General features: G+C 71.2%; 14 protein-coding genes. 5 read left to right on the top strand and 9 right to left on the bottom strand.

Translation table 11 applies throughout. The features are described 5' to 3' along the window. The first annotated feature begins 26 nt into the window (after positions 1-26). Entirely contained in the window at positions 27-1,745 is a 1,719-nt protein-coding gene (ureC, locus tag JHD63_RS13700; RefSeq protein WP_198971333.1) for an urease subunit alpha, read from the top strand. Here the strand turns inward: ureC and JHD63_RS13695 are convergent. From JHD63_RS13695 to JHD63_RS13675, 5 genes are read right to left on the bottom strand one after another with little or no spacing between them, the layout of a single operon-like run. Beyond that, entirely contained in the window at positions 1,742-3,124 is a 1,383-nt protein-coding gene (locus JHD63_RS13695) for a heavy metal sensor histidine kinase (protein WP_198971332.1), read from the bottom strand. The genes ureC and JHD63_RS13695 overlap by 4 nt on opposite strands. A 2-nt stretch (positions 3,125-3,126) precedes the next feature. Next, a complete protein-coding gene (locus JHD63_RS13690) occupies positions 3,127-3,807 on the bottom strand; it encodes a heavy metal response regulator transcription factor (RefSeq protein ID WP_198971331.1) in 681 nt (226 codons plus the stop codon). Continuing rightward, positions 3,804-6,956, bottom strand: a complete 3,153-nt coding sequence (locus JHD63_RS13685; RefSeq protein WP_198971330.1) for an efflux RND transporter permease subunit — start codon at positions 6,954-6,956, stop codon at positions 3,804-3,806. Before JHD63_RS13685 ends, JHD63_RS13690 begins: the two co-directional genes overlap by 4 nt. Beyond that, positions 6,953-8,149 carry an efflux RND transporter periplasmic adaptor subunit gene (locus tag JHD63_RS13680; protein WP_233168121.1) on the bottom strand — a complete coding sequence of 399 codons (1,197 nt, stop codon included), beginning with the start codon at positions 8,147-8,149 and terminating at the stop codon, positions 6,953-6,955. The genes JHD63_RS13685 and JHD63_RS13680 overlap by 4 nt, the downstream gene beginning before the upstream one ends. A 5-nt stretch (positions 8,150-8,154) precedes the next feature. Continuing rightward, entirely contained in the window at positions 8,155-9,633 is a 1,479-nt protein-coding gene (locus tag JHD63_RS13675) for an efflux transporter outer membrane subunit (protein WP_198971328.1), read from the bottom strand. Between the two features lie 124 nt (positions 9,634-9,757). Between JHD63_RS13675 and ureE the strand changes: the two genes are divergently transcribed. From ureE to JHD63_RS13655, 4 genes are read left to right on the top strand one after another with little or no spacing between them, the layout of a single operon-like run. Further along, positions 9,758-10,303, top strand: coding sequence for an urease accessory protein UreE (gene ureE, locus JHD63_RS13670; RefSeq protein WP_198971327.1), 546 nt, complete (start codon positions 9,758-9,760; stop codon positions 10,301-10,303). Beyond that, positions 10,284-10,985, top strand: a complete 702-nt coding sequence (locus JHD63_RS13665; protein WP_370590510.1) for an urease accessory protein UreF — start codon at positions 10,284-10,286, stop codon at positions 10,983-10,985. Before ureE ends, JHD63_RS13665 begins: the two co-directional genes overlap by 20 nt. 8 nt (positions 10,986-10,993) lie before the next feature. Next, the gene (gene ureG / locus JHD63_RS13660; protein ID WP_198971325.1) at positions 10,994-11,644 is read left to right on the top strand and encodes an urease accessory protein UreG; all 651 of its coding nucleotides are present in this window, start codon (positions 10,994-10,996) and stop codon (positions 11,642-11,644) included. A gap of 5 nt (positions 11,645-11,649) precedes the next feature. Then, a complete protein-coding gene (locus JHD63_RS13655) occupies positions 11,650-12,099 on the top strand; it encodes a PIN domain-containing protein (RefSeq protein WP_198971323.1) in 450 nt (149 codons plus the stop codon). Here JHD63_RS13655 and JHD63_RS13650 read toward each other — a convergent pair. The 4 genes from JHD63_RS13650 to JHD63_RS13635 form a co-directional block, all read right to left on the bottom strand. Continuing rightward, positions 12,050-13,540: an efflux transporter outer membrane subunit gene (locus tag JHD63_RS13650; RefSeq protein ID WP_198971322.1), complete on the bottom strand. Its 1,491-nt coding sequence runs from the start codon at positions 13,538-13,540 to the stop codon at positions 12,050-12,052. The genes JHD63_RS13655 and JHD63_RS13650 overlap by 50 nt on opposite strands. After that, complete coding sequence (locus JHD63_RS13645; RefSeq protein ID WP_198971321.1) at positions 13,537-16,692, bottom strand: efflux RND transporter permease subunit; 3,156 nt, start codon at positions 16,690-16,692, stop codon at positions 13,537-13,539. The genes JHD63_RS13650 and JHD63_RS13645 overlap by 4 nt, the downstream gene beginning before the upstream one ends. A gap of 10 nt (positions 16,693-16,702) precedes the next feature. Further along, positions 16,703-17,875 (bottom strand): efflux RND transporter periplasmic adaptor subunit, encoded by a 1,173-nt coding sequence (locus tag JHD63_RS13640; RefSeq protein WP_304952637.1) that lies wholly within the window; start codon positions 17,873-17,875, stop codon positions 16,703-16,705. Between the two features lie 192 nt (positions 17,876-18,067). Further along, positions 18,068-18,712: a hypothetical protein gene (locus JHD63_RS13635; RefSeq protein WP_233168119.1), complete on the bottom strand. Its 645-nt coding sequence runs from the start codon at positions 18,710-18,712 to the stop codon at positions 18,068-18,070. Positions 18,713-18,815: the final 103 nt, after the last annotated feature.

The raw sequence follows: 18,815 nt of genomic DNA, 5'->3' as shown, positions 1-18,815 counted from the left end.
TTTTCATAGTAAACGGAAGAGATCCCATGGCCACCATCGGACGCCGCGCCTATGCGGAAATCTTCGGCCCCACCGTCGGCGACCGCGTGCGCCTGGCCGATACCGACCTGCTGGTCGAGGTCGAGGCCGACTACACGCTGCGCGCCGGCAGCTACGGCGAAGAGGTCAAGTTCGGCGGCGGCAAGACCATCCGCGACGGCATGGCGCAGTCGCAGCGCACCAACGCCAGCGGCGCGATGGACCTGGTGCTGACCAATGCGCTGATCCTCGACCACTGGGGCATCGTCAAGGCCGACATCGGCATCCAGGATGGCCGCATCGCCTCTATCGGCAAGGCCGGCAATCCGGACACGCAGCCGGGCGTGGACATCGTCATCGGCCCGGGCACCGAGATCCTGAGCTGCGAGGGCAGCATCGTCACCGCCGGCGCGATCGACAGCCACATCCACTTCATCTGCCCGCAGCAGATCGAGGAGGCGCTGGCCGCGGGCACCACCACCATGCTCGGCGGCGGCACCGGCCCGGCCACCGGCACCTTCGCCACCACCTGCACGCCCGGCCCGTGGAACATCGCGCGCATGCTGCAGGCGGCCGACGCCTTCCCGATGAACCTGGGCTTTCTCGGCAAGGGCAATGCCAGCCGCCCCGAGGCGCTGCGCGAGCAGATCGACGCCGGCGTGATCGGCCTGAAGCTGCACGAGGACTGGGGCACCACGCCCTCGGCCATCGACCACTGCCTGTCGGTGGCGGACGAGACCGACACCCAGGTGGCGATCCACAGCGACACGCTGAACGAATCGGGCTTCGTCGAGAACACCATCGCCGCCACCCGGGGCCGCGGCATCTGCGCCTTCCACACCGAGGGCGCGGGCGGCGGCCATGCGCCCGACATCCTGCGCGTGGTGGGCGAGAGCAACTTCCTGCCCTCGTCCACCAACCCGACCATGCCCTACACCGTCAACACGCTCGACGAGCATGTCGACATGCTCATGGTCTGCCACCACCTGGACCCGGCCATCGCCGAGGACCTGGCCTTCGCCGAGAGCCGCATCCGCAAGGAGACCATCGCGGCGGAAGACGTGCTGCACGACCTGGGCGCGATCAGCATGTTCAGCTCCGACAGCCAGGCCATGGGCCGCGTCGGCGAGATCACCCTGCGCTGCTGGCAGACCGCGCACAAGATGAAGCAGCAGCGCGGCAAGCTGCCCGAGGACAGCGCGCGCAACGACAACTTCCGCGCCAAGCGCTACGTGGCCAAGCTCACCATCAACCCAGCCATTGCCCACGGCATCAGCCACGAGGTCGGCAGCCTGGAAGTCGGCAAGTGGGCCGACATCGTGCTGTGGAAGCCGGCCTTCTTCGGCGTCAAGCCCTCGGTGATCTTGAAGGGCGGCTTCATCGCCATGGCCGCCATGGGCGACCCCAACGCCTCCATCCCCACGCCGCAGCCGGTGCACTACCGGCCGATGTTCGGCGCCTATGGCGGTGCGGTGGCGCGCGGCTCGCTCACCTTCGTCTCGCAGGCCGCCCTGGGCCACGGCATCAAGGAGAAGTTCGGCCTGGCCAAGACCCTCAGCGCGGTCAAGAACATCCGCCAGGTGCGCAAGCAGCACCTGGTGCACAACGGCGCCACGCCGGTGATGGAGATCGACGCGCAGACCTACGCGGTGCGCGCCGACGGGCAGTTGCTGACATGCGAGCCGGCCAGCGTGCTGCCGATGGCGCAGCGCTACTTCTTGTTCTAAGCCGGGGCGCTGTCCAGCGCCACGCTGAACCCCACCGTCGTCAAGCCCCCCTCCGAACGCGCGAACACCGTGCCGCCGTGCATCGCGGCCACGGCCTTGACGATGGCCAGGCCCAGGCCGTGGCTCTCGTGGCTGTTGGCGCGGGCGGCGTCCACGCGGTAGAAGCGGTCGAACAGGCGCTCCAGTTGCGCCGGCGCGATCGGCGCGCTGGCGTTGGAGAAGGCCACCACGGCCGCGCCCTGCTGCTGCGTGATCCGCACCTCGATGGCCGCGCCGGGCCTGGAGTGCTGGATGGCGTTGTGCAGCAGGTTGGACAGGGCGCGGCGGAACAGCGAGGTTTCGATCGGCGCCACCAGGTCGCCGCTCACCCGCACCGCCACGCCGGCGTCGTCCAGCAGCAGGTCGAGGAACTCCACCGTCTTGCCGACCTCCTGCGCGATGGAGGCGGCCACCAGCATGCGCGCCCGCTCGCCCTGCTCGGCGCGCGCCAGGAACAGCATGTCGGCGACGATGGCGCGCAGCCGCTCCAGCTCTTCGAGGTTTGACTGCAGCACGCCGCGCAACTGCCCGGCCTCGCGCTCGCGCGCCAGCGCCACCTGGGTCTGGCCGATCAGCGTGCCCAGCGGCGTGCGCAGCTCGTGCGCCACGTCGGCGTTGAAGGTTTCCAACTGGCGGTAGGCGGCGTCGAGCCGGTCGAAGGCGGCATTGAGCGAGGCGCCCAGGTCGGCCAGTTCGCGCGGCAGGCGCGGCAGGTCCAGGCGCTGGCCGCGCCTGTCCGGCCCGATGCGCTGCGCATCGGCCGACAGCCGCGCCACCGGCCGCAGCCCGAGCCGGGCAATCCAGTAGCCGAGCGCCGCCACCAGCAGGGTACCGGCCACGGTCACCAGCAGCAGCGCCGTTTCGAAGGCGCGCAGGGTGCGGTTGAAGGGCCGCGCATCGATGCCCACCATCAGCTGCACGGCCGGCCGCACCTCGTTGGCGGGCAGCACACGCCCGAGCACGTGCAGCGTTTGCTGTTCGGCACCGCTGCCGGTGCGCAGGCTGACGATGCCGGCGGCGCCGCGCGTGGCGTCGGCCACCCCGGCCGGTGCATCGCCATAGCGGAAGGCCGGGTCCTCGCTCCAGAGCCAGAAGTGGGTGTCCCTGGAGCTTGCCAGGCTGTCCAGCCGCTCGCGCACGTGCGCCGCGAGCTGGGGCGAGCGGCTGTGGACCAGCATGTACTGCAGGCCCTCGAACTGCCCGCCGATTTCCTCGCGCTGGTGGCGCCGCAGCTCGTGGCCCAGCACCTGGTGCAGCACCAGTCCGATCAGCGCGAGGGCCGCGAACGCCGCCACGGCGAACATCAGCGCCAGCCGCAGGGCGATGGAGTTGCGGGCCATGGTTAGCGCTCGTCGACGCGATCCTCCAGCACGTAGCCCATGCCGCGGATGGTATGCAGCAGGCTGTGCTCGAAGGGCACGTCGATCTTGGCGCGCAGGCGCTTGATGGCGACTTCGACCACGTTGGTGTTGCTGTCGAAATTCATGTCCCAGACCAGTTCGGCGATCGAGGTCTTGGACAGGATCTCGCCGGGCCGGCGCGCCAGCACGGCCAGCAGGGCGAATTCCTTGGCCGTGAGCTCGATGCGCCGGCCCTCGCGCGTGGCGCGCCGGCTGATCAGGTCGACCTGCAGGCTGCCCACGCGCAGCAGGGTCGGCTCCTGCGCGCGGCCGCGGCGGCTGAGCGCCTGCAGCCGCGCCAGCAGCTCGATGAAGGAGAAGGGCTTGACCAGGTAGTCGTCCGCACCGTCGCGCAGGCCCTTCACGCGATCGTCCACGCCGTCGCGCGCGGTCAGCATGATCACCGGCGTGTTCTTCACCGCGCGCAGCGCGCGCAGTACCTGGAAGCCATCGAGCCCGGGCAGCATGACGTCGAGCACGATCACGTCGAAGTCATGGTGCAGGGCCAGGTGCTGGCCGTCGATGCCGTCGTAGGCCACGTCCACGGTGCAGCCCTGCTCGCTCAGGCCCTGGCGCAGGTAGTCGGCGGTCTTGCGCTCGTCCTCGACGATCAGGACCTTCATGGCGCCGCTCCCTGCGCGTGCGGCGCGCCCGCGCGGGCCTGCCTGCGGCGCGCGTACCAGTGGTGGGCGCGGTCCAGGTACAGGTAGATGACGGGCGTGGTGAACAGCGTGAGCATCTGCGACAGGATAAGCCCGCCCACCATGGCGTAGCCCAGCGGCCGGCGCAGCTCAGAGCCCGCGCCCTGGCCCAGCATCAGCGGCAGCCCGCTGAGCAGCGCGCACATGGTGGTCATCATGATCGGCCGGAAGCGCAGGATGCAGGCCTCGAAGATGGCGTCGCGCGGCGACATGCCCTTGTCGCGCTCGGCGTGCAGCGCGAAGTCCACCATCATGATGCCGTTCTTCTTGACGATGCCGATCAGCAGGATGATGCCGATCAGCGCGATCACGCTCAGGTCGTAGCCGCCTGCCATCAGGATCAGCAGCGCGCCGACGCCTGCCGAGGGCAGGGTCGAGAGGATGGTCAGCGGGTGGATGTAGCTTTCGTAGAGCAGGCCCAGCACGATGTAGACCGCCACCAGCGCCGCCGCGATCAGGTAGGGCTGGCTGCGCAGCGAGTCGCCGAAGGCCTGGGCCGTGCCCTGGAAGCTGCCGCTCAGGGTGGCCGGCAGGCCCATCCCGACCTGCGCGCCGCTGATCGCGTCCACCGCCTGCCCGAGCGAGGCGCCCGGCGCCAGGTTGAATGAGATCGTCACCGCCGGGAACTGCCCCTGGTGGCTGATCGACAGGTAGCCGGTCTTGCTCGTGTCCACCGATACGAAGGTCGACAGCGGCACCTGCTGCCCGGTCAGCGGCGAGGTCAGGTACAGGCGGCTGAACAGCGACGGGTCGCCCTGCAGCTCCGGCGTCGCCTCCAGCACCACGCGGTAGCTGTTGAGCTGCGTGAAGAACTGCGCCACCTGGCGCTGGCCGATGGCGTCGTTGAGGGTGGCGTCCACCATCTGCGGCGTGATGCCGTAGCTGGAGGCGCGCTGGCGGTCGATGGTCAGCGTGGCGATGGGCGCGGCGTTCTGCTGGTCGGAGGTCACGTCGGTGAGCTGCGGCAGGGCGCGGAACTGCGCGGCGAGCCGCGGCGCCCAGGTGTTGAGTTCGTCCAGGTCCGGGTCGGTCACCGTGTACTGGTACTGGGTGCGCGACATTCGGCCGCCGACGTTGATGTCCTGCCCGGCCTGCATGAACAGCGTGATGCCCGGCACCGGCGCCAGCTTGGCGCGCAGCCGCGCGATGATCTGGTCGGCACTGGCGCTGCGGCCTTCGTCCTTGGGCTTGAGCGCGATGAAGAAGTTGCCCGAGTTGAAGGTGCTGGCGCCGGCCTGCATGCCGAAGGCGGCCACGTCCGGGTCCTGCCGGATGATGTCGGCCAGTTGCAGCATGCGGCCATGCATCACCTCCGAGGAGGAGTCCTGCGCCGAGTCGGCCTGGCCGGCGATGAAGCCCGTGTCCTGCTGCGGGAAGAAGCCCTTGGGAATCAACACGAACAGCGCCGCCGTGGCCGCCACCGTCAGCAGGAAGCCGATCAGCGTGATGAACGAGTGGCGCAGCACCAGGTTCAGGCCGCGCCGGTAGCCGCCGAGCATGAGGTCGAAGCCGCGTTCGCACCACTGGTAGAGCCGGCCGTGCCGCTGCCGGCCGTCGTGCGGCTCGAGGAAGCGCGCGCACAGCATGGGCGTGAGCGTGAGCGAGATCACCACCGACAGCGCGATGGTCAGCGTCACGGTCACCGCGAACTCGCGGAACAGCCGGCCCACGATGCCGCCCATGAGCAGCAGCGGGATGAACACCGCCACCAGCGACACCGAGATCGAGAGGATGGTGAAGCCGATCTCGCCCGCGCCCTTGAACGCCGCCTCCAGCGGCGGCATGCCGTCCTCGACGTGGCGGTAGATGTTCTCCAGCATCACGATGGCATCGTCCACCACGAAGCCGACCGCGATGGTCAGCCCCATCAGCGACAGGTTGTCCAGGCTGTAGCCCAGCACGTACATCACGGCGGCGGTGCCCAGGATGGCCAGCGGCACCGTCACGCTGGGGATCAGCGTGATCGTCAGGTTGCGCAGGAACACGAAGATCACGCCGACCACCAGCACGATCGACAGCACCAGGGTGAACTCCACGTCCTTCACCGAGGCGCGGATGTTCTGCGTGCGGTCGGCCAGCGTGCAGACCTTGATGCTGGGCGGGATCGCGGCCTGCAGCTGCGGCAGCGCCGCCTGGATGCGGTCCACCGTGTCGATCACGTTGGCGCCGGGCTGCTTGGTGATGGCCAGCATGATGGCGCGCCCGTTCTCGATGCCGTTGTCGGGCGGGGCCGCCGCGCCGGCGAAGCCCCAGGCGGCGATCTTGCGGTTCTCCGGTCCGTCCACCGCCACGCCGATGTCGCGCACCCGGATCGGCGCGCCGTTGCGCCAGGCCAGCACCACGTCGTTCCAGGGCGCGGCCTTGAGCAACTGGTCGTTGGTGTAGACGGTGAAGGCCTGCCGCGCGCCGTCCAGTGTGCCGGTGGGCGCGTTCACCGTGGTGCTGGCGATCACGCCGCGGATGTCCTCCAGGCTCAGGCCCAGCGCCTTGAGCTTGTCGGGGCTGGCCTGGATGCGCACGGCGGGCTTCTGCGCGCCGAAGATGTTGACCAGCCCGACGCCTGCGATGCGCGAGATCTGCTGCGCCAGCACGTTGTCCGCATAGTCGTTGACCTGGATCAGCGGCAGCACGCTGGACTGCACGCCCAGGATCAGCACCGGCGAATCGGCCGGGTTGATCTTGCGAAAGCTCGGCGCGCTCGGCAGGTTGGCCGGCAACTGCCCCGATGCGGCATTGATGGCGGTCTGCACGTCGAGCGCGGCGCCGTCGATGGCGCGGTTGAGGTCGAACTGCAGCGTGATCTGCGCCGAGCCCAGCGTGCTGCTCGACGTCATCTGCGTGAGCCCGGCGATCAGCGAGAACTGCCGCTCCAGCGGCTGGGCCACGTTCGAGGCCATGGTCTGCGGGCTCGCGCCCGGCAGGCTGGCCGACACCTGGATGGTCGGGAAATCGACCTGCGGCAGCGGCGCCACCGGCAGCAGCGGCCAGGCCGCCAGGCCGATCAGCAACAGCGCCAGGCCCAGCAGCGAGGTGCCGATCGGGCGTCTGATGAAGACGGCCGAAGCGCTCACGGCCGTGCTCCCGCCGCTGCGGCGGGCGCGGCGGCCTTGGGCGGGTGTTCCGCCACGTGCGCGCCGGGCCGCAGCCGGTACTGCCCTTCCAGCACCACGCGCTCGCCTTCATCGAGCCCCTTGCCGATCACCGCCTGGCCCTCGCTGGTATCGACCACGTCCACCTGCCGCGGCTGCACCGTGCCGTCCGCGCCGACGACATAGGCGAAATAGCCGTCCTGGCTGCGCTGCACCACGGCCGAGGGCACCACCAGCACCTCGCTGCGCTCGCCCAGCGTGATGCGCGTATCGACCGACTGGCCCGGCCACAGCCTGCGCCCGGCGTTGGGGAAGTGCGCCTTGAGGGCGATGGTGCCGGTGCTGGTGTCGATCTGGTTGTTCAGCAGCACCAGCCGGCCGGTGCCCAGCACCTCCTGCGTGTCGTGCGTGAGCGCCATGACCTGCAGTGGTTCGCGTGAGGCGCGCAGCGCCCGGTTCACGGCCTGGAAGCTGCTTTCGGGCAGCGTGAACTGCACCGCGACCGGGTCGATCTGGTTGATCACGACCAGTCCACTGGCGTCGGCCGCATGCACGATGTTGCCCGGGTCCACCAGCCGCGCACCGGCGCGCCCGCTGATCGGGGCGGTGATCGTGGTGTAGTCGAGCTGGACCTGCGCATAGTTGATCTGCGCCTCGTCGGTCTGCAGGGCCGCCTGCAACTGGTTCACCAGCGACTTCTGCGTGTCCAGCGTCTGCCGGGTGGTGGCGTCCTCCTTGATCAGCATGTCGTAGCGCGCCAGGTCGGCGCGCGCATTGGCCAGCAGCGCCGTGTCCTTGGCCTTCTGCGCCATCGCCTGCGCCAACTGCGCCTGGTAGGTGCGCGGGTCGATGCGCGCCAGCACCTGCCCGGCCTTGACGTCCTGGCCCTCGGTGAAGCCCACTGATTCGAGCTGGCCGTCCACCCGGGTGTGCACCGCGACCGAGTGGATCGGCAGCACGCTGCCCACGCCGCGCAGCGCGATCGGCACGGTCTTGCGCGCCACCGCCACGGTGGTGACCGGCACCGGCGGCGTGGCGGCGGCCGGCGGCGCGCCGGCCCAGCGGTGGCGCAGGTAGAGCGCAGCCGCCGCCAGCAGCACCAGCAGCGCCAGCAGGATCGGCAACCCGCGGCGCGCACGCTGCGGGATGGGGGTGGGGCTTGTCGAGGCGTCCATCGTCGTCATTCCTGGGCCGTGGCCGAGGCGGCCGTTGCGGTAGCGGAGGTGTCCGTGGCCGGCGCGGGAAGTTGCTCGGCATCCCAGCCGCCCCCCACGGCCTTGACCAGGGTCACGCTGGCGGTGAACTGGCGCGCCGCCAGTTGCATGGCGGTGCGCTCGGTGGCCAGCCGCGTGGCCTGGGCCGTGATGACCGTGGTGTAGGGCGTGGTGCCGGCGCGGTACTGCGCCAGCAGCATGCGCTCGGCCTCGCGCGAGGACTGCACCGCCTCCTCCTGTCTGTCGCGCTCCTTTTCCAGCTCGCGCAGGGCCGCCAGGTTGTCTTCCACCTCCTGGAAGCCGGCCAGCACGGTCTGCCGGTAGGCCGCGGCCGCCGCGTCGAAACCGGCGCGCGCCTGCGCGCTCTGCGCCCGGCGCAGCCCGCCGTCGAACAGCGTGGCCGCCAGCGTGGCGCCCAGCGCCCAGACCCGATCGGGCACAGAGAACAGCGGGCCCAGGCCCGCCCCCATGAAGCCAGCGCTCGCGCCCAGGCTCAGGCTGGGGTACCAGGCCGCCTGCGCCACGCCGATGGCGGCGTTGGCCGCGGCCATGCGGCGCTCCGCGCCCGCGATGTCGGGGCGGCGCTGCAGCAGTTCCGATGGCAGGCCCACCGGCACCGCCGGTAGCCGCGCAATGATCGGCGCCGGTGCCAGCGAGAACTCGGCCGGCGTCTTGCCCAGCAGCAGGGCGATCGCGTGCTCCAGTTGCTGGCGCGACAGGTTCACGTCGAGCGCCTGCGCCTCGGCGGCAGCGAGCGTGGCACGGGCCGAGGCCACGTCCGCGCGCGTGACGATGCCGGCGCGGTGCTGGCTCTGCGTCAACTGCAGCGTCTTGCGGTAGCCCTCGATGGTGCGCGCGTACAGATCCTTGAGCTGGTCATCGACCCGCAACTGGAAGTAGCTGCTGGCCAGCGCCGCCTGGATCGTCAGGCGCGCGCCGGCCAGGTCGGCCGCGCTGGCCTGCGCGCCGTCGCCGGCCTGCTCGACCGAGCGGCGCACCCGGCCCCACAGGTCGGGCTCCCAGCTGGCGGCCAGGGAACTGGCGTGCGTGCTCCGCAGCACCGAGCCCGTGGTGTTGGTGCGCGCCCGGTTCTCGGAGGCGTTCAGGCCCAGGTCGGGATAGAACGCCGACTGCGCGCCCTGCACCAGCGCCTGCGCCGCGCGGTACTGCGCCTCGGCCTGGCGCACGGTCTGGTTGGCGCGCATGGCCTGTTCCACGAGCGCGTCGAGCTGCGGGTCGCCATAGAGCCTCCACCAAGCGCCGTTGGCATCGATCGTGCTTGGTGTGGCGGCCCTCCAGGGGCCTTCTTCCTTGAACGCCGGCAGCGTGGCGCCGGCGGGCGGCGCGGGGCGCACGTAGTCCGGCCCCACGGCGCAGCCCGCCAGGGCCGCCGCGAGCGACCCCGCCAGGGCGCCGCGCGCCAGAAAATGGGAAGAATGCAGCATGATCGGGCCGGCTGTTCCAGAATGAAGCCACTCTAGGCCGGCCCGGGGAACGCGACACTGACGCCCCGATGACATCCCTGTCAGAAAGCCCGCCACCCACCACATCCCAGCCTTTCATCCCAGCATGCACACCATCAGCAAGTTGATTGCCCAGGGCCACGGCCTGGCCCCGGTCCTGCTCAAGCGCGCCGCCACCGTCGAACTCGACTGGGACGTGCGCCAGAAGAGCCGCTTCGACGCCACCGACAGCGGCGGCCGTGCGCTGGGCGTGTTCCTGCCGCGCGGCACCCTGGTGCGCGGCGGCGACGTGCTGGTGGCCGAAGACGGCTCGCTGGTGCGCGTGCTCGCGGCGGCGCAGCCGGTGCTGCGCATCACGCCCTGCGGCGAGCACGGCACGCCGTTCGACCTGGTGCGCGCGGCCTACCACCTGGGCAACCGCCACGTGCCGATCGAGCTGCGGCCCGACTACCTGCAGATCGAGCCCGACCATGTGCTGGCCGACATGCTGCGCGCCATGCACCTGACCGTGCGCGAGGCGCTGGAGCCCTTCGAGCCCGAAGGCGGCGCCTACGGCGCCCATGGCCACGCGCACGGCCACGGGCATGCCCACGCGCACGCACACGAGCAAGGGCATGGGCATGGGCATGGGCATGGGCATGGGCATGGCTGAGGCCGCTTTGCCGGCCGTCACCCCCGGCCTGCTGCAACTGATCTGGCTGGCGTCGCCGGCCCTGCCGGTCGGCGGGTTTTCTTACTCAGAAGGGCTTGAGGCCGGCGTGGAATGGGGGGGTGTAGCTACGGAAAAAATAGCATCCGACTGGATCGCGGACCAGTTGCACCTGGCGCTGGCGCGCGCCGACCTGCCCGTGCTGGCGCATGCCGTGCCCGCGGCCCGGGCCGGCGACGTGCCGCGTCTGCGCGCGCTCGACGCCTGGGTGCGCCAGACCCGCGAAACCAGCGAGCTGCGCCTGCAGACCGAGCAGATGGGCCGCTCGCTGGCCGACTGGCTGCGCGGCCTGCACCCTGAGGACGCCGGCCTGCTCGCCGGCTGGCAGCCGAGCTACCCGGTCGCCTTCGCGCTCGCCGCCGCGCGCACCGAGGCGGCGGTGGCCGACATCTGCGCCGCCTTCGCCTTCGGCTGGGCCGAGAACATGGTGCAGACCGCGCTCAAGTCGGTGCCGCTGGGCCAGAGCGCGGGCCAGCGCATCCTGGCGCGGCTCGCGGCCGGCGTCCCCGCCGCCGTGGCGCACGCCATGGCGCTGGGCGACGAGGACCGGCAGGCGCTGTGCCCCATGCTCGCGATCCTCTCGGCCCGGCACGAAGTGCAATATTCACGTCTGTTCAGAAGTTGAAAGCTCCCATGACCTCCGCCCTGCACCACATCGCCCACCGCACCAAGAAACTGCCGCCGCTGCGCGTGGGCATCGGCGGCCCGGTCGGCTCCGGCAAGACCACGCTGCTGGAGATGCTCTGCAAGACCATGCGCGACCGCTGGGACCTGGTCGCCATCACCAACGACATCTACACCAAGGAAGACCAGCGCCTGCTCACGGTCAGCGGCGCGCTGCCGGCCGAGCGCATCATGGGCGTGGAGACCGGCGGCTGCCCGCACACGGCGATACGCGAGGACTGCTCGATCAACCTCGAAGCCATCGACCGCATGCTGGTCGAGTACCCGGACGCCGACGTGGTGTTCGTCGAATCCGGCGGCGACAACCTGGCCGCCACCTTCAGCCCCGAGCTGAGCGACCTGACGATCTACGTGATCGACGTCGCCGCCGGCGAGAAGATCCCGCGCAAGGGCGGCCCCGGCATCACCAAGAGCGACCTGTTCGTGATCAACAAGACCGACCTCGCGCCCCACGTGGGCGCCGACCTGGCCGTGATGGAGGCCGACACCCGGCGCATGCGCGGCACCCGCCCCTTCGTCATGACCAACCTCAAGACCCAGGCCGGGCTGCAGGAGGTGGTGGCCTTCATCGAGCAGCGCGGCATGCTGCGGGCGGCCTGACGCCGATGCGGCCCTGCCTGGTGCTGGACACCAACATCGTGCTCGACCTGTTCGTGTTCGACGACCCCGCCGCCCGGCCGCTGCGCGCCGCGCTCGAGGCCGGCGCGCTGGACTGGGTCGCCACCGCCGCCATGCGCGTGGAACTCGCGCGGGTGCTGGGCTACCCGCAGATCGCGCCGCGCCTGGCCTGCCACGGCCTGAGCGAGGCGCAGGTGCTGGCGTGCTTCGACCGCCACGCGCGCATCGTGCCGGTGGCGCCCAAGGTGCCCGTGACCTGCAAGGACCCGGACGACCAGGGCTTCATCGACCTGGCCGTGGCGCACCGCGCGCAACTGCTCAGCAAGGACCGCGCGGTGATCTGCATGCGCAAGCGCCTGGCGGCGCTGGGCGTGGCCGCCGGCAGCGTCATGGCGTCCGCGGTGGTCGATCCGTCGCAGTTGCTGCCGGCGCGCTAGCCGTGTTCTCCAGAGGGTTCCAGCCGCCGCCCAGGGTCTTGTAGAGCGTGATCCGGTTGGCCTGCTCGGCCAGTTGCAGCGTGATCAGGTTCTGCCCGGCGGCGTAGAAGGCGCGCTCGGACACCAGCACGTCGAGGTAGCTGTCCAGCCCGGTGCGAAAGCGCGCCCGCGACAGGCGCAGCGCGGTTTCCGAGGCCTCGCGCAGCGAGCGCTGGGCATCGAGCTGCTCGCCCAGCGTGGCACGCGCGTCGAGCGCGTCCGACACTTCGCGGAAGGCGGTCTGCAGCGTCTTCTCGTACTGGGCCACGTTGATGTCGCGCGTGATCCGCGCCACGTCCAGGCTGGCGGCGAGCGCGCCGGCGCTGAAGATCGGCAGCACGATCTGCGGCGCGAAGCTCCAGGTGCCGTTGCCGCTGGCAAACAGCCGGTCCAGGTCGCGGCTGGCGCTGCCGGCCGAGGCGGTCAGGCTGATGCGCGGGAAGAAGGCCGCGCGCGCGGCGCCGATGCTGGCGTTGGCGGCCTGCAGCGTGTGCTCGGCCGCCAGCACGTCGGGCCGGTTCTGCAGCAGCTCGGAGGGCAGCCCCTGCGGCACGGCCACCAGGGCGGCGGCCGGCGCGGCCGGATCGTCGGCGCTGGGCAGCAGGGCGTCGGGCACCGGGCCGCCGGCCAGCAGCGCCAGCGCATTGGCGTCCTGCGCCACCTGGCGCTTGTAGGCGGCCACGTCGGAGCGGGCGGCGTCCACCGTGGTGCGCGACTGCGCCAGTGTCAGGCCCGATTCCGAGCCCAGCGCATGCGCCTGGCGCGTCAGCTCGTAGGACGCCTGCTGGCTCTGGAGCGTCTCCTGGGCCAGCCGCAGCCGGCGCTGGTCGGCCGCCAGCGTGAGCCAGGCATTGGCCACGTCGGCCACCAAGCTGATCTGGGCGCTGCGGCGCGTCTCGGCGGTGGCGAAGAAGGTCTCCAGCGCGGCGTCGTCCAGGTTGCGCAGGCGGCCGAAGAAGTCGATCTCGTAGCTGGCGAAGCCCACGCCCACGTTGAACTGGTTGAGGGTGGAGGCACGGCCGCTGGCGGCGGTGTCGGCCGCCGCGCCGGTGCGGCTGCCGGCTGCGGTGGCGTTCACGGCCGGGAACAGGTTGGCGCGCTGGATGCCGTACTGCGCCCGCGCGCGCTCGATGTTGAGCGCCGCCACCCGCAGGTCGCGGTTGCGCTCCAGCGCCAGCGCCAGCACCTGGCGCAGCCGCGCGTCGAGGAAGAAGCCGCGCCAGTCTAGCTCCGCAGCCGGCGTGCCGGTGCCCTGCGCGGCATCGCTGCTGCGCTCGGCGACGGCGGGCTTCCATGCGGCGGGCAGCGGGGCCGGCGGGCGCCGGTACTCGGGCGCCAGGCTGCCGCAGCCGGCCAGTATTGTGCAGGCCGCGGCACCCAGGGAGGCGATCACGCGCTTCATGCGGCGGCCTCCTGCGCATGCGGCGGCTGCACCGTGCCGCGCGCGCGGAAGAAGCTGCGGATCAGCACGAAGAACAGCGGCACGAAGAAGATGCCCAGCACCGTGGCCGTCACCATGCCGCCGAACACCGCTGTGCCGATGGCCTGGCGGCCGCCGGCGCCGGCGCCGGTGCCCACCACCAGCGGCAGCACGCCGAAGCCGAAGGCCAGCGAGGTCATCAGGATCGGGCGCAGGCGCAGCCGCACCGCCTCCAGCGTGGCCTCGACGATGTCGCGGCCCTGTTCCTGCAACTGTTTGGCGAATTCCACGATCAGGATGGCGTTCTTGCAGGACAGTCCCACCGTGGTCAGCAGGCCGACCTGGAAGTACACGTCGTTGGACATGCCGCGCAGCCCGGTGAACAGCACCGCGCCGATGATGCCCAGCGGCACCACCAGGATCACCGAGAACGGCACCGACCAGCTCTCGTACAGCGCGGCCAGGCACAGGAACACGAACAGGATGGACACGGCATAGAGCAGCGGCGCCTGCGCGCCGGAGCGGCGCTCCTCGAACGAGGCGCCGGTCCATTCGTGGGCGATGCCCTGCGGCATCTGCGCCATGATCTGCTCGACCTTGGCCATGGCGGTGCCCGAGCTCACGCCCGACACCGCGCTGCCCAGCATCTCGAAGGCCGGCCGGCCGTTGTAGCGCTGCAGCTGCGGCGAGCCATAGCTCCAGCGCTGCGTGGAGAAGGCCGAGAACGGCACCATCTGCCCGCCGCTGTTGCGCACCGTCCAGCGCTTGATGTCGTCGGGCAGCATGCGGAACGGGGCATCGCCCTGCATGTAGACCCGCTTGACCCGCCCGCGGTCGATGAAGTCGTTGACGTAGGTGCCGCCCAGCGCGCTCGACAGGGTGCTGTTCACGTCCGCCGTGGCCAGCCCGAGCGCGCCGGCGCGGCGGTCGTCGATGTCCACCGCGAACTGCGCCGTGTCCTCCAGGTTGTTGCTGCGCACGCCGGTGAGCTGCGCGTCCTTGCGCGACAGGTCCAGGAAGCGGTCGCGCGCCTGCACCAGCGCATCGTGGCCGAGGTTGGCGGTGTCCTCGATGTAGAAGTTGAAGCCCGCGCTGGAGCCCAGCCCGCGCACCGCCGGCGGCTGCAGCACGAACACGCGCGCGTCGCGGATCTTGCCCAGCGCCGCGTTGGCGCGGCGCGCCACGGCCGCGGCACTGTGCTCCGCGCCCGGCCGCTCGTCCCAGGGCTTGAGCTTGATGAAGGCGCGGCCCGAACCCTGGTCGCCCGACAGGCCGGTGGTCACGTTGTAGGTCACCACCTCCGGCTGCTGGCGGATGTAGTCCTCGAACTGGCGCACCACCTGCTGGATGCGCGCGTCGGTCGAGCCGGGCGGCATGCGGATCTCGGCGGTCAGGATGCCCTGGTCCTCCACCGGCAGGAAGGAGGTCGGCAGGCGCATGAACAGCACGGCCATGCCGCCGGCCAGCAGCAGGTAGACCAGCATGCTGCGCTTGCCGCGCCGCACGATGGCGTGCACCCCGCGCCGGGTCTGGTCGGCGCTGCGGTCGAAGCCGCGGTTGAACCACAGGAAGAAGCGGTCGGCCCAGCCCAGCGGCCCGCGCCGCACCAGCCGGTGGCCGGCGGCGTCGTGCGGCAGGTGCTTGAGCATGGTGGCGCACAGCGCCGGCGTGAGCGTCAGCGCCACCAGTACCGACAGCGCCATGGCCGAGACGATGGTGACCGAGAACTGCCGGTAGATGATGCCGGTGGAGCCGCCGAAGAAGGCCATCGGGACGAATACCGCCGACAGCACCAGCGCGATGCCCACCAGCGCCGGCGTGATCTCGTCCATCGACTTGCGCGTGGCCTCTTTCGGGCTCAGGCCCTCTTCCGTCATGACGCGCTCGACGTTCTCCACCACCACGATGGCGTCGTCCACCAGCAGGCCGATGGCCAGCACCATGCCGAACATGGTCAGCGTGTTGATCGAATAGCCCAGCAGCGACAGCACGCCGAAGGTGCCCAGCAGCACCACCGGCACGGCGATCGCGGGGATCAGCGTGGCGCGGAGGTTCTGCAGGAACAGGTACATGATCAGCACCACCAGCAGCATGGCCTCGAGCAGCGCCTTGACCACCTCCTCGATGGAGGCCTGCACGAAGGGCGTCGTGTCGTAGTTGACGATGGCCTTCATCTGGCTGGGGAAGAAGGGCGCCAGCTCGTTCACGCGCCGGACCACCGCCTCCGACACCTTGAGCGCATTGGCGCCGTTGGCCAGCACCACGCCCATGCCGGCGGAGGCCCGGCCGGCCAGGCGCGACTGGATGGTCAGGCTCTCGGCGCCCAGCTCCACCCGGGCCACGTCCTTGAGCAGCACCAGCGAGCCGTCGGCCGCGGTGCGCAGCACCACGTTCTCGAACTGCTCGGCGGTCTGCAGTTTGCTGCGCGCGGTGACCGTGGCATTGAGCTGCTGCTGCGCCGTGGCCGGCAGGCCGCCCAGCTGCCCGGCCGACACCTGGGCGTTCTGCGCCTGCAGCGCCACGTTCACGTCCGCGGGCATCAGGCCGTACTTCTCGAGCTTGCCGGGGTCGAGCCAGATGCGCATCGCATAGCCCGAGCCCAGCACCTGCACCTCGGCCACGCCGTCCAGGCGGCTGATCACGTCCACCAGGTTGCTGGCGATGTAGTCGCCCACGTCGGTGCGCGACAGCGCCGGGTCTTCCGAGTAGAGCGACACGATCATCAGGAAATCGCTGCCCGCCTTGGTCACCGTCACGCCCTGGCTCTGCACCGCCTGCGGCAGCCGCGGCATGGCCTGCTGCAGCTTGTTCTGCACCTGCATCTGCGCCACGTCGGGGTTGGTGCCGGCGTTGAAGGTCAGCGTGGTGCGCGACTGGCCCGACGAGCTGCTGGTCGCGCTCATGTAGATCAGGTTGTCCAGCCCCTTCAACTGCTGCTCGATCACCTGGGTGACCGAGTCCTCCACCGTCTTGGCCGAGGCGCCGGTGTAGTTGGCCGTGATCGAGACCGCCGGCGGCGCGATGTTGGGGTACTGCTCCAGCGGCAGCGTGCCGATGGAGATCCCTCCGGCCAGCATGATGACGATGGCGATGACCCACGCGAAGATGGGCCGGTCGATGAAGAAGCGTGCCATGGCGTCGGTGTCAGCGCGCGGCGGCGGGCGCGGCGGCGGCGGCGACCTCGACCGCCTTCACCTTGTCGCCCACGCGCGCCTTCTGCGAGCCTTCCACGATCACGCGCTCGCCCGCCGCCAGCCCGCTGCGCACCTGCCAGAGGTTGCCCAGCGCGCGCCCGACCACCACCGCGCGGCGCGCCACCTTGTCCTCGGCGTCCACCACCAGCGCCGAGGCGCGTCCGGTCGCGTCGCGCAGAATGCCCTGCTGCGGCGCCAGCAGCGCGGCCTCGTCCACGCCTTCCTCCACCACCGCGCGCACGTACATGCCGGGCAGCAGCAGGCCCTCGGGGTTGGGCACCGTCGCGCGCAGCGTCACCGCGCCGGTGCCGGCGTTCACGCTCAGGCCGGCGAACTGCAGCAGGCCCTCGTGGGCGTAGCGGCTGCCATCCTCCAGGATCAGCCTGATGCGCGCGGCGTCCGCGCCCTTGCGCGTGAGCCGGCCGGCGGCCAGTTCGCGCTTGAGGCGCAGCACCTCGGCGCTGGACTGGGTCACGTCCACGTAGAGCGGGTCGATCTGCTGCACCGTGGCCAGCGCCGTCGTCTGGTTGGCCGTCACCAGCGCGCCCGGCGTCACCGCCGAGGTGCCGATGCGGCCCGAGATCGGCGAGGTGATGCGCGTGAAGCCCAGGTTGATGCCCGCGGCCTCCACCGCCGCCTGCGCCGTCGCCACGTCGGCCCGCGCCTGCGCCAGCGCCGCCTGGCTCTGGTCGTTGACCTGCTGGCTCACCGCGTCGATCTTCACCAGCTCGGCATTGCGCCGCGCCGTCACCTCCGCCGCGCCCGCCGTGGCGCGGTTGCGCGCCAGCGCCGCCTGCGCGCTCGACAGCGCCGCCTGGTAGGTGGACGGGTCCAGTTGATAGAGCACCTGCCCGGCCTTGACGCTGGCGCCCTCGGTGAACTGCCGCTTCTGCACGATGCCGCCCACCTGGGGCCGGATGTCCGCGCTCAGGAACGCGCTGGTGCGCCCCGGCAGCTCGGTGGTGAAGGCCTGGCGCTGCGGTTGCAGCGTCACCACGCCGACCTCCACCGGCCCGGCCGGCGCCGGCGCCTCGGGTTTGGGGGAGCAGGCGGCCAGCGCCGCGCCCAGGGCCAGCAGCAGGCAGGCCCAGGCCGCGGAGCGCGGCGAGCGGGAAGACATCATGGGTGAGCGGTTTGCGGTAGTGGAGCGGAACGGCCTCGGACGGGCGTCAACGCGCCAATGTAAGTGAATTGCGAAGCCCTGCATGCGGGGTTTGCCGCACGTTTACAGGCCGCCAGGCAGGGAATATTGCTATTAAATAAATAGCATAAAGACCAGGTACTATCTGGGCTGCAGGCCAAAAATACCAGGAAATCACCCCTCCCCGCCCGCCAGCACCCAGGCCGCGCGCGCCCTTTGCAGGTCGCGCCCCCAGCGCCGGTCGGTGGGCAGCCGGCGCAGCCAGCGCATCTGGCGCACGCTGGTGCGCAGCAGCGCCTGCACCACGGTGGGCTGCAGTTCGAGCCAGTCGGCCCAGACCTCGCGTGCGGCCGGCAGCGCGCCGGCCTCCTGCAGGTGCAGCGCGGTGGAGTGCAGGTAGCACAGCAGGTCGCGCGCCTGGCACTGCGGCAGGGCCAGCACGGCGGCCGGATCGTCCTCGAAGTCCACGTAGCCGATCACGCCGTCCGGGCAGCGCACCAGGTTGCGGGCGAAGGCCTGGCTCAGGCAGGCGCCGGCGGCGTGCGCGGTGCCCAGGGCGTCCAGGCCCTGGTGGAACAGGCCGAGCATGGCCTGCGGCCGGGCGCGCACCGCGGCATGCATCTCGACCGCGAGCGAGGGCGTGTCCTGCCCGGGCAGGCCCAGGTGCGCCAGCAGCAGGCCCGGCGCGCCTTCGGCCAGCACCTGCGGCACGCGCAGGCCGCGTGCGGCCAGCGCGCGCAGGCGGCGCTGTCTCTTATACACATCTCCGAGCCCACGAGACCGTACAGGAAATCGCGTATGCCGTCTTCTGCTTGACAAGGGGGGGGGGGGGGGGGGGGGGGGGGGGGGGGGGGGGGGGGGGGGGGGGGGGGGGGGGGGGGGGGGGGGGGGGGGGGGGGGGGGGGGGGGGGGGGGGGGGGGG

Origin of the sequence: Xylophilus sp. ASV27 (assembly GCF_016428875.1) — a bacterium.
Lineage (GTDB): Bacteria > Pseudomonadota > Gammaproteobacteria > Burkholderiales > Burkholderiaceae_C > Xylophilus.
This window is presented reverse-complemented; position numbering and strand designations above follow the sequence as displayed.

What these genes read in the sequence shown, in the direction of transcription:
- ureC (WP_198971333.1), top strand. Translation starts at nt 27, where the DNA reads ATGGCCACCATCGGACGCCGCGCCTATGCGGAAATCTTCGGCCCCACC.
- JHD63_RS13695 (WP_198971332.1), bottom strand. Translation starts at nt 3,124, where the DNA reads ATGGCCCGCAACTCCATCGCCCTGCGGCTGGCGCTGATGTTCGCCGTG.
- JHD63_RS13690 (WP_198971331.1), bottom strand. Translation starts at nt 3,807, where the DNA reads ATGAAGGTCCTGATCGTCGAGGACGAGCGCAAGACCGCCGACTACCTG.
- JHD63_RS13680 (WP_233168121.1), bottom strand. Translation starts at nt 8,149, where the DNA reads ATGGACGCCTCGACAAGCCCCACCCCCATCCCGCAGCGTGCGCGCCGC.
- JHD63_RS13675 (WP_198971328.1), bottom strand. Translation starts at nt 9,633, where the DNA reads ATGCTGCATTCTTCCCATTTTCTGGCGCGCGGCGCCCTGGCGGGGTCG.
- ureE (WP_198971327.1), top strand. Translation starts at nt 9,758, where the DNA reads ATGCACACCATCAGCAAGTTGATTGCCCAGGGCCACGGCCTGGCCCCG.
- JHD63_RS13665 (WP_370590510.1), top strand. Translation starts at nt 10,284, where the DNA reads ATGGGCATGGGCATGGCTGAGGCCGCTTTGCCGGCCGTCACCCCCGGC.
- ureG (WP_198971325.1), top strand. Translation starts at nt 10,994, where the DNA reads ATGACCTCCGCCCTGCACCACATCGCCCACCGCACCAAGAAACTGCCG.
- JHD63_RS13655 (WP_198971323.1), top strand. Translation starts at nt 11,650, where the DNA reads ATGCGGCCCTGCCTGGTGCTGGACACCAACATCGTGCTCGACCTGTTC.
- JHD63_RS13650 (WP_198971322.1), bottom strand. Translation starts at nt 13,540, where the DNA reads ATGAAGCGCGTGATCGCCTCCCTGGGTGCCGCGGCCTGCACAATACTG.
- JHD63_RS13645 (WP_198971321.1), bottom strand. Translation starts at nt 16,692, where the DNA reads ATGGCACGCTTCTTCATCGACCGGCCCATCTTCGCGTGGGTCATCGCC.
- JHD63_RS13640 (WP_304952637.1), bottom strand. Translation starts at nt 17,875, where the DNA reads ATGATGTCTTCCCGCTCGCCGCGCTCCGCGGCCTGGGCCTGCCTGCTG.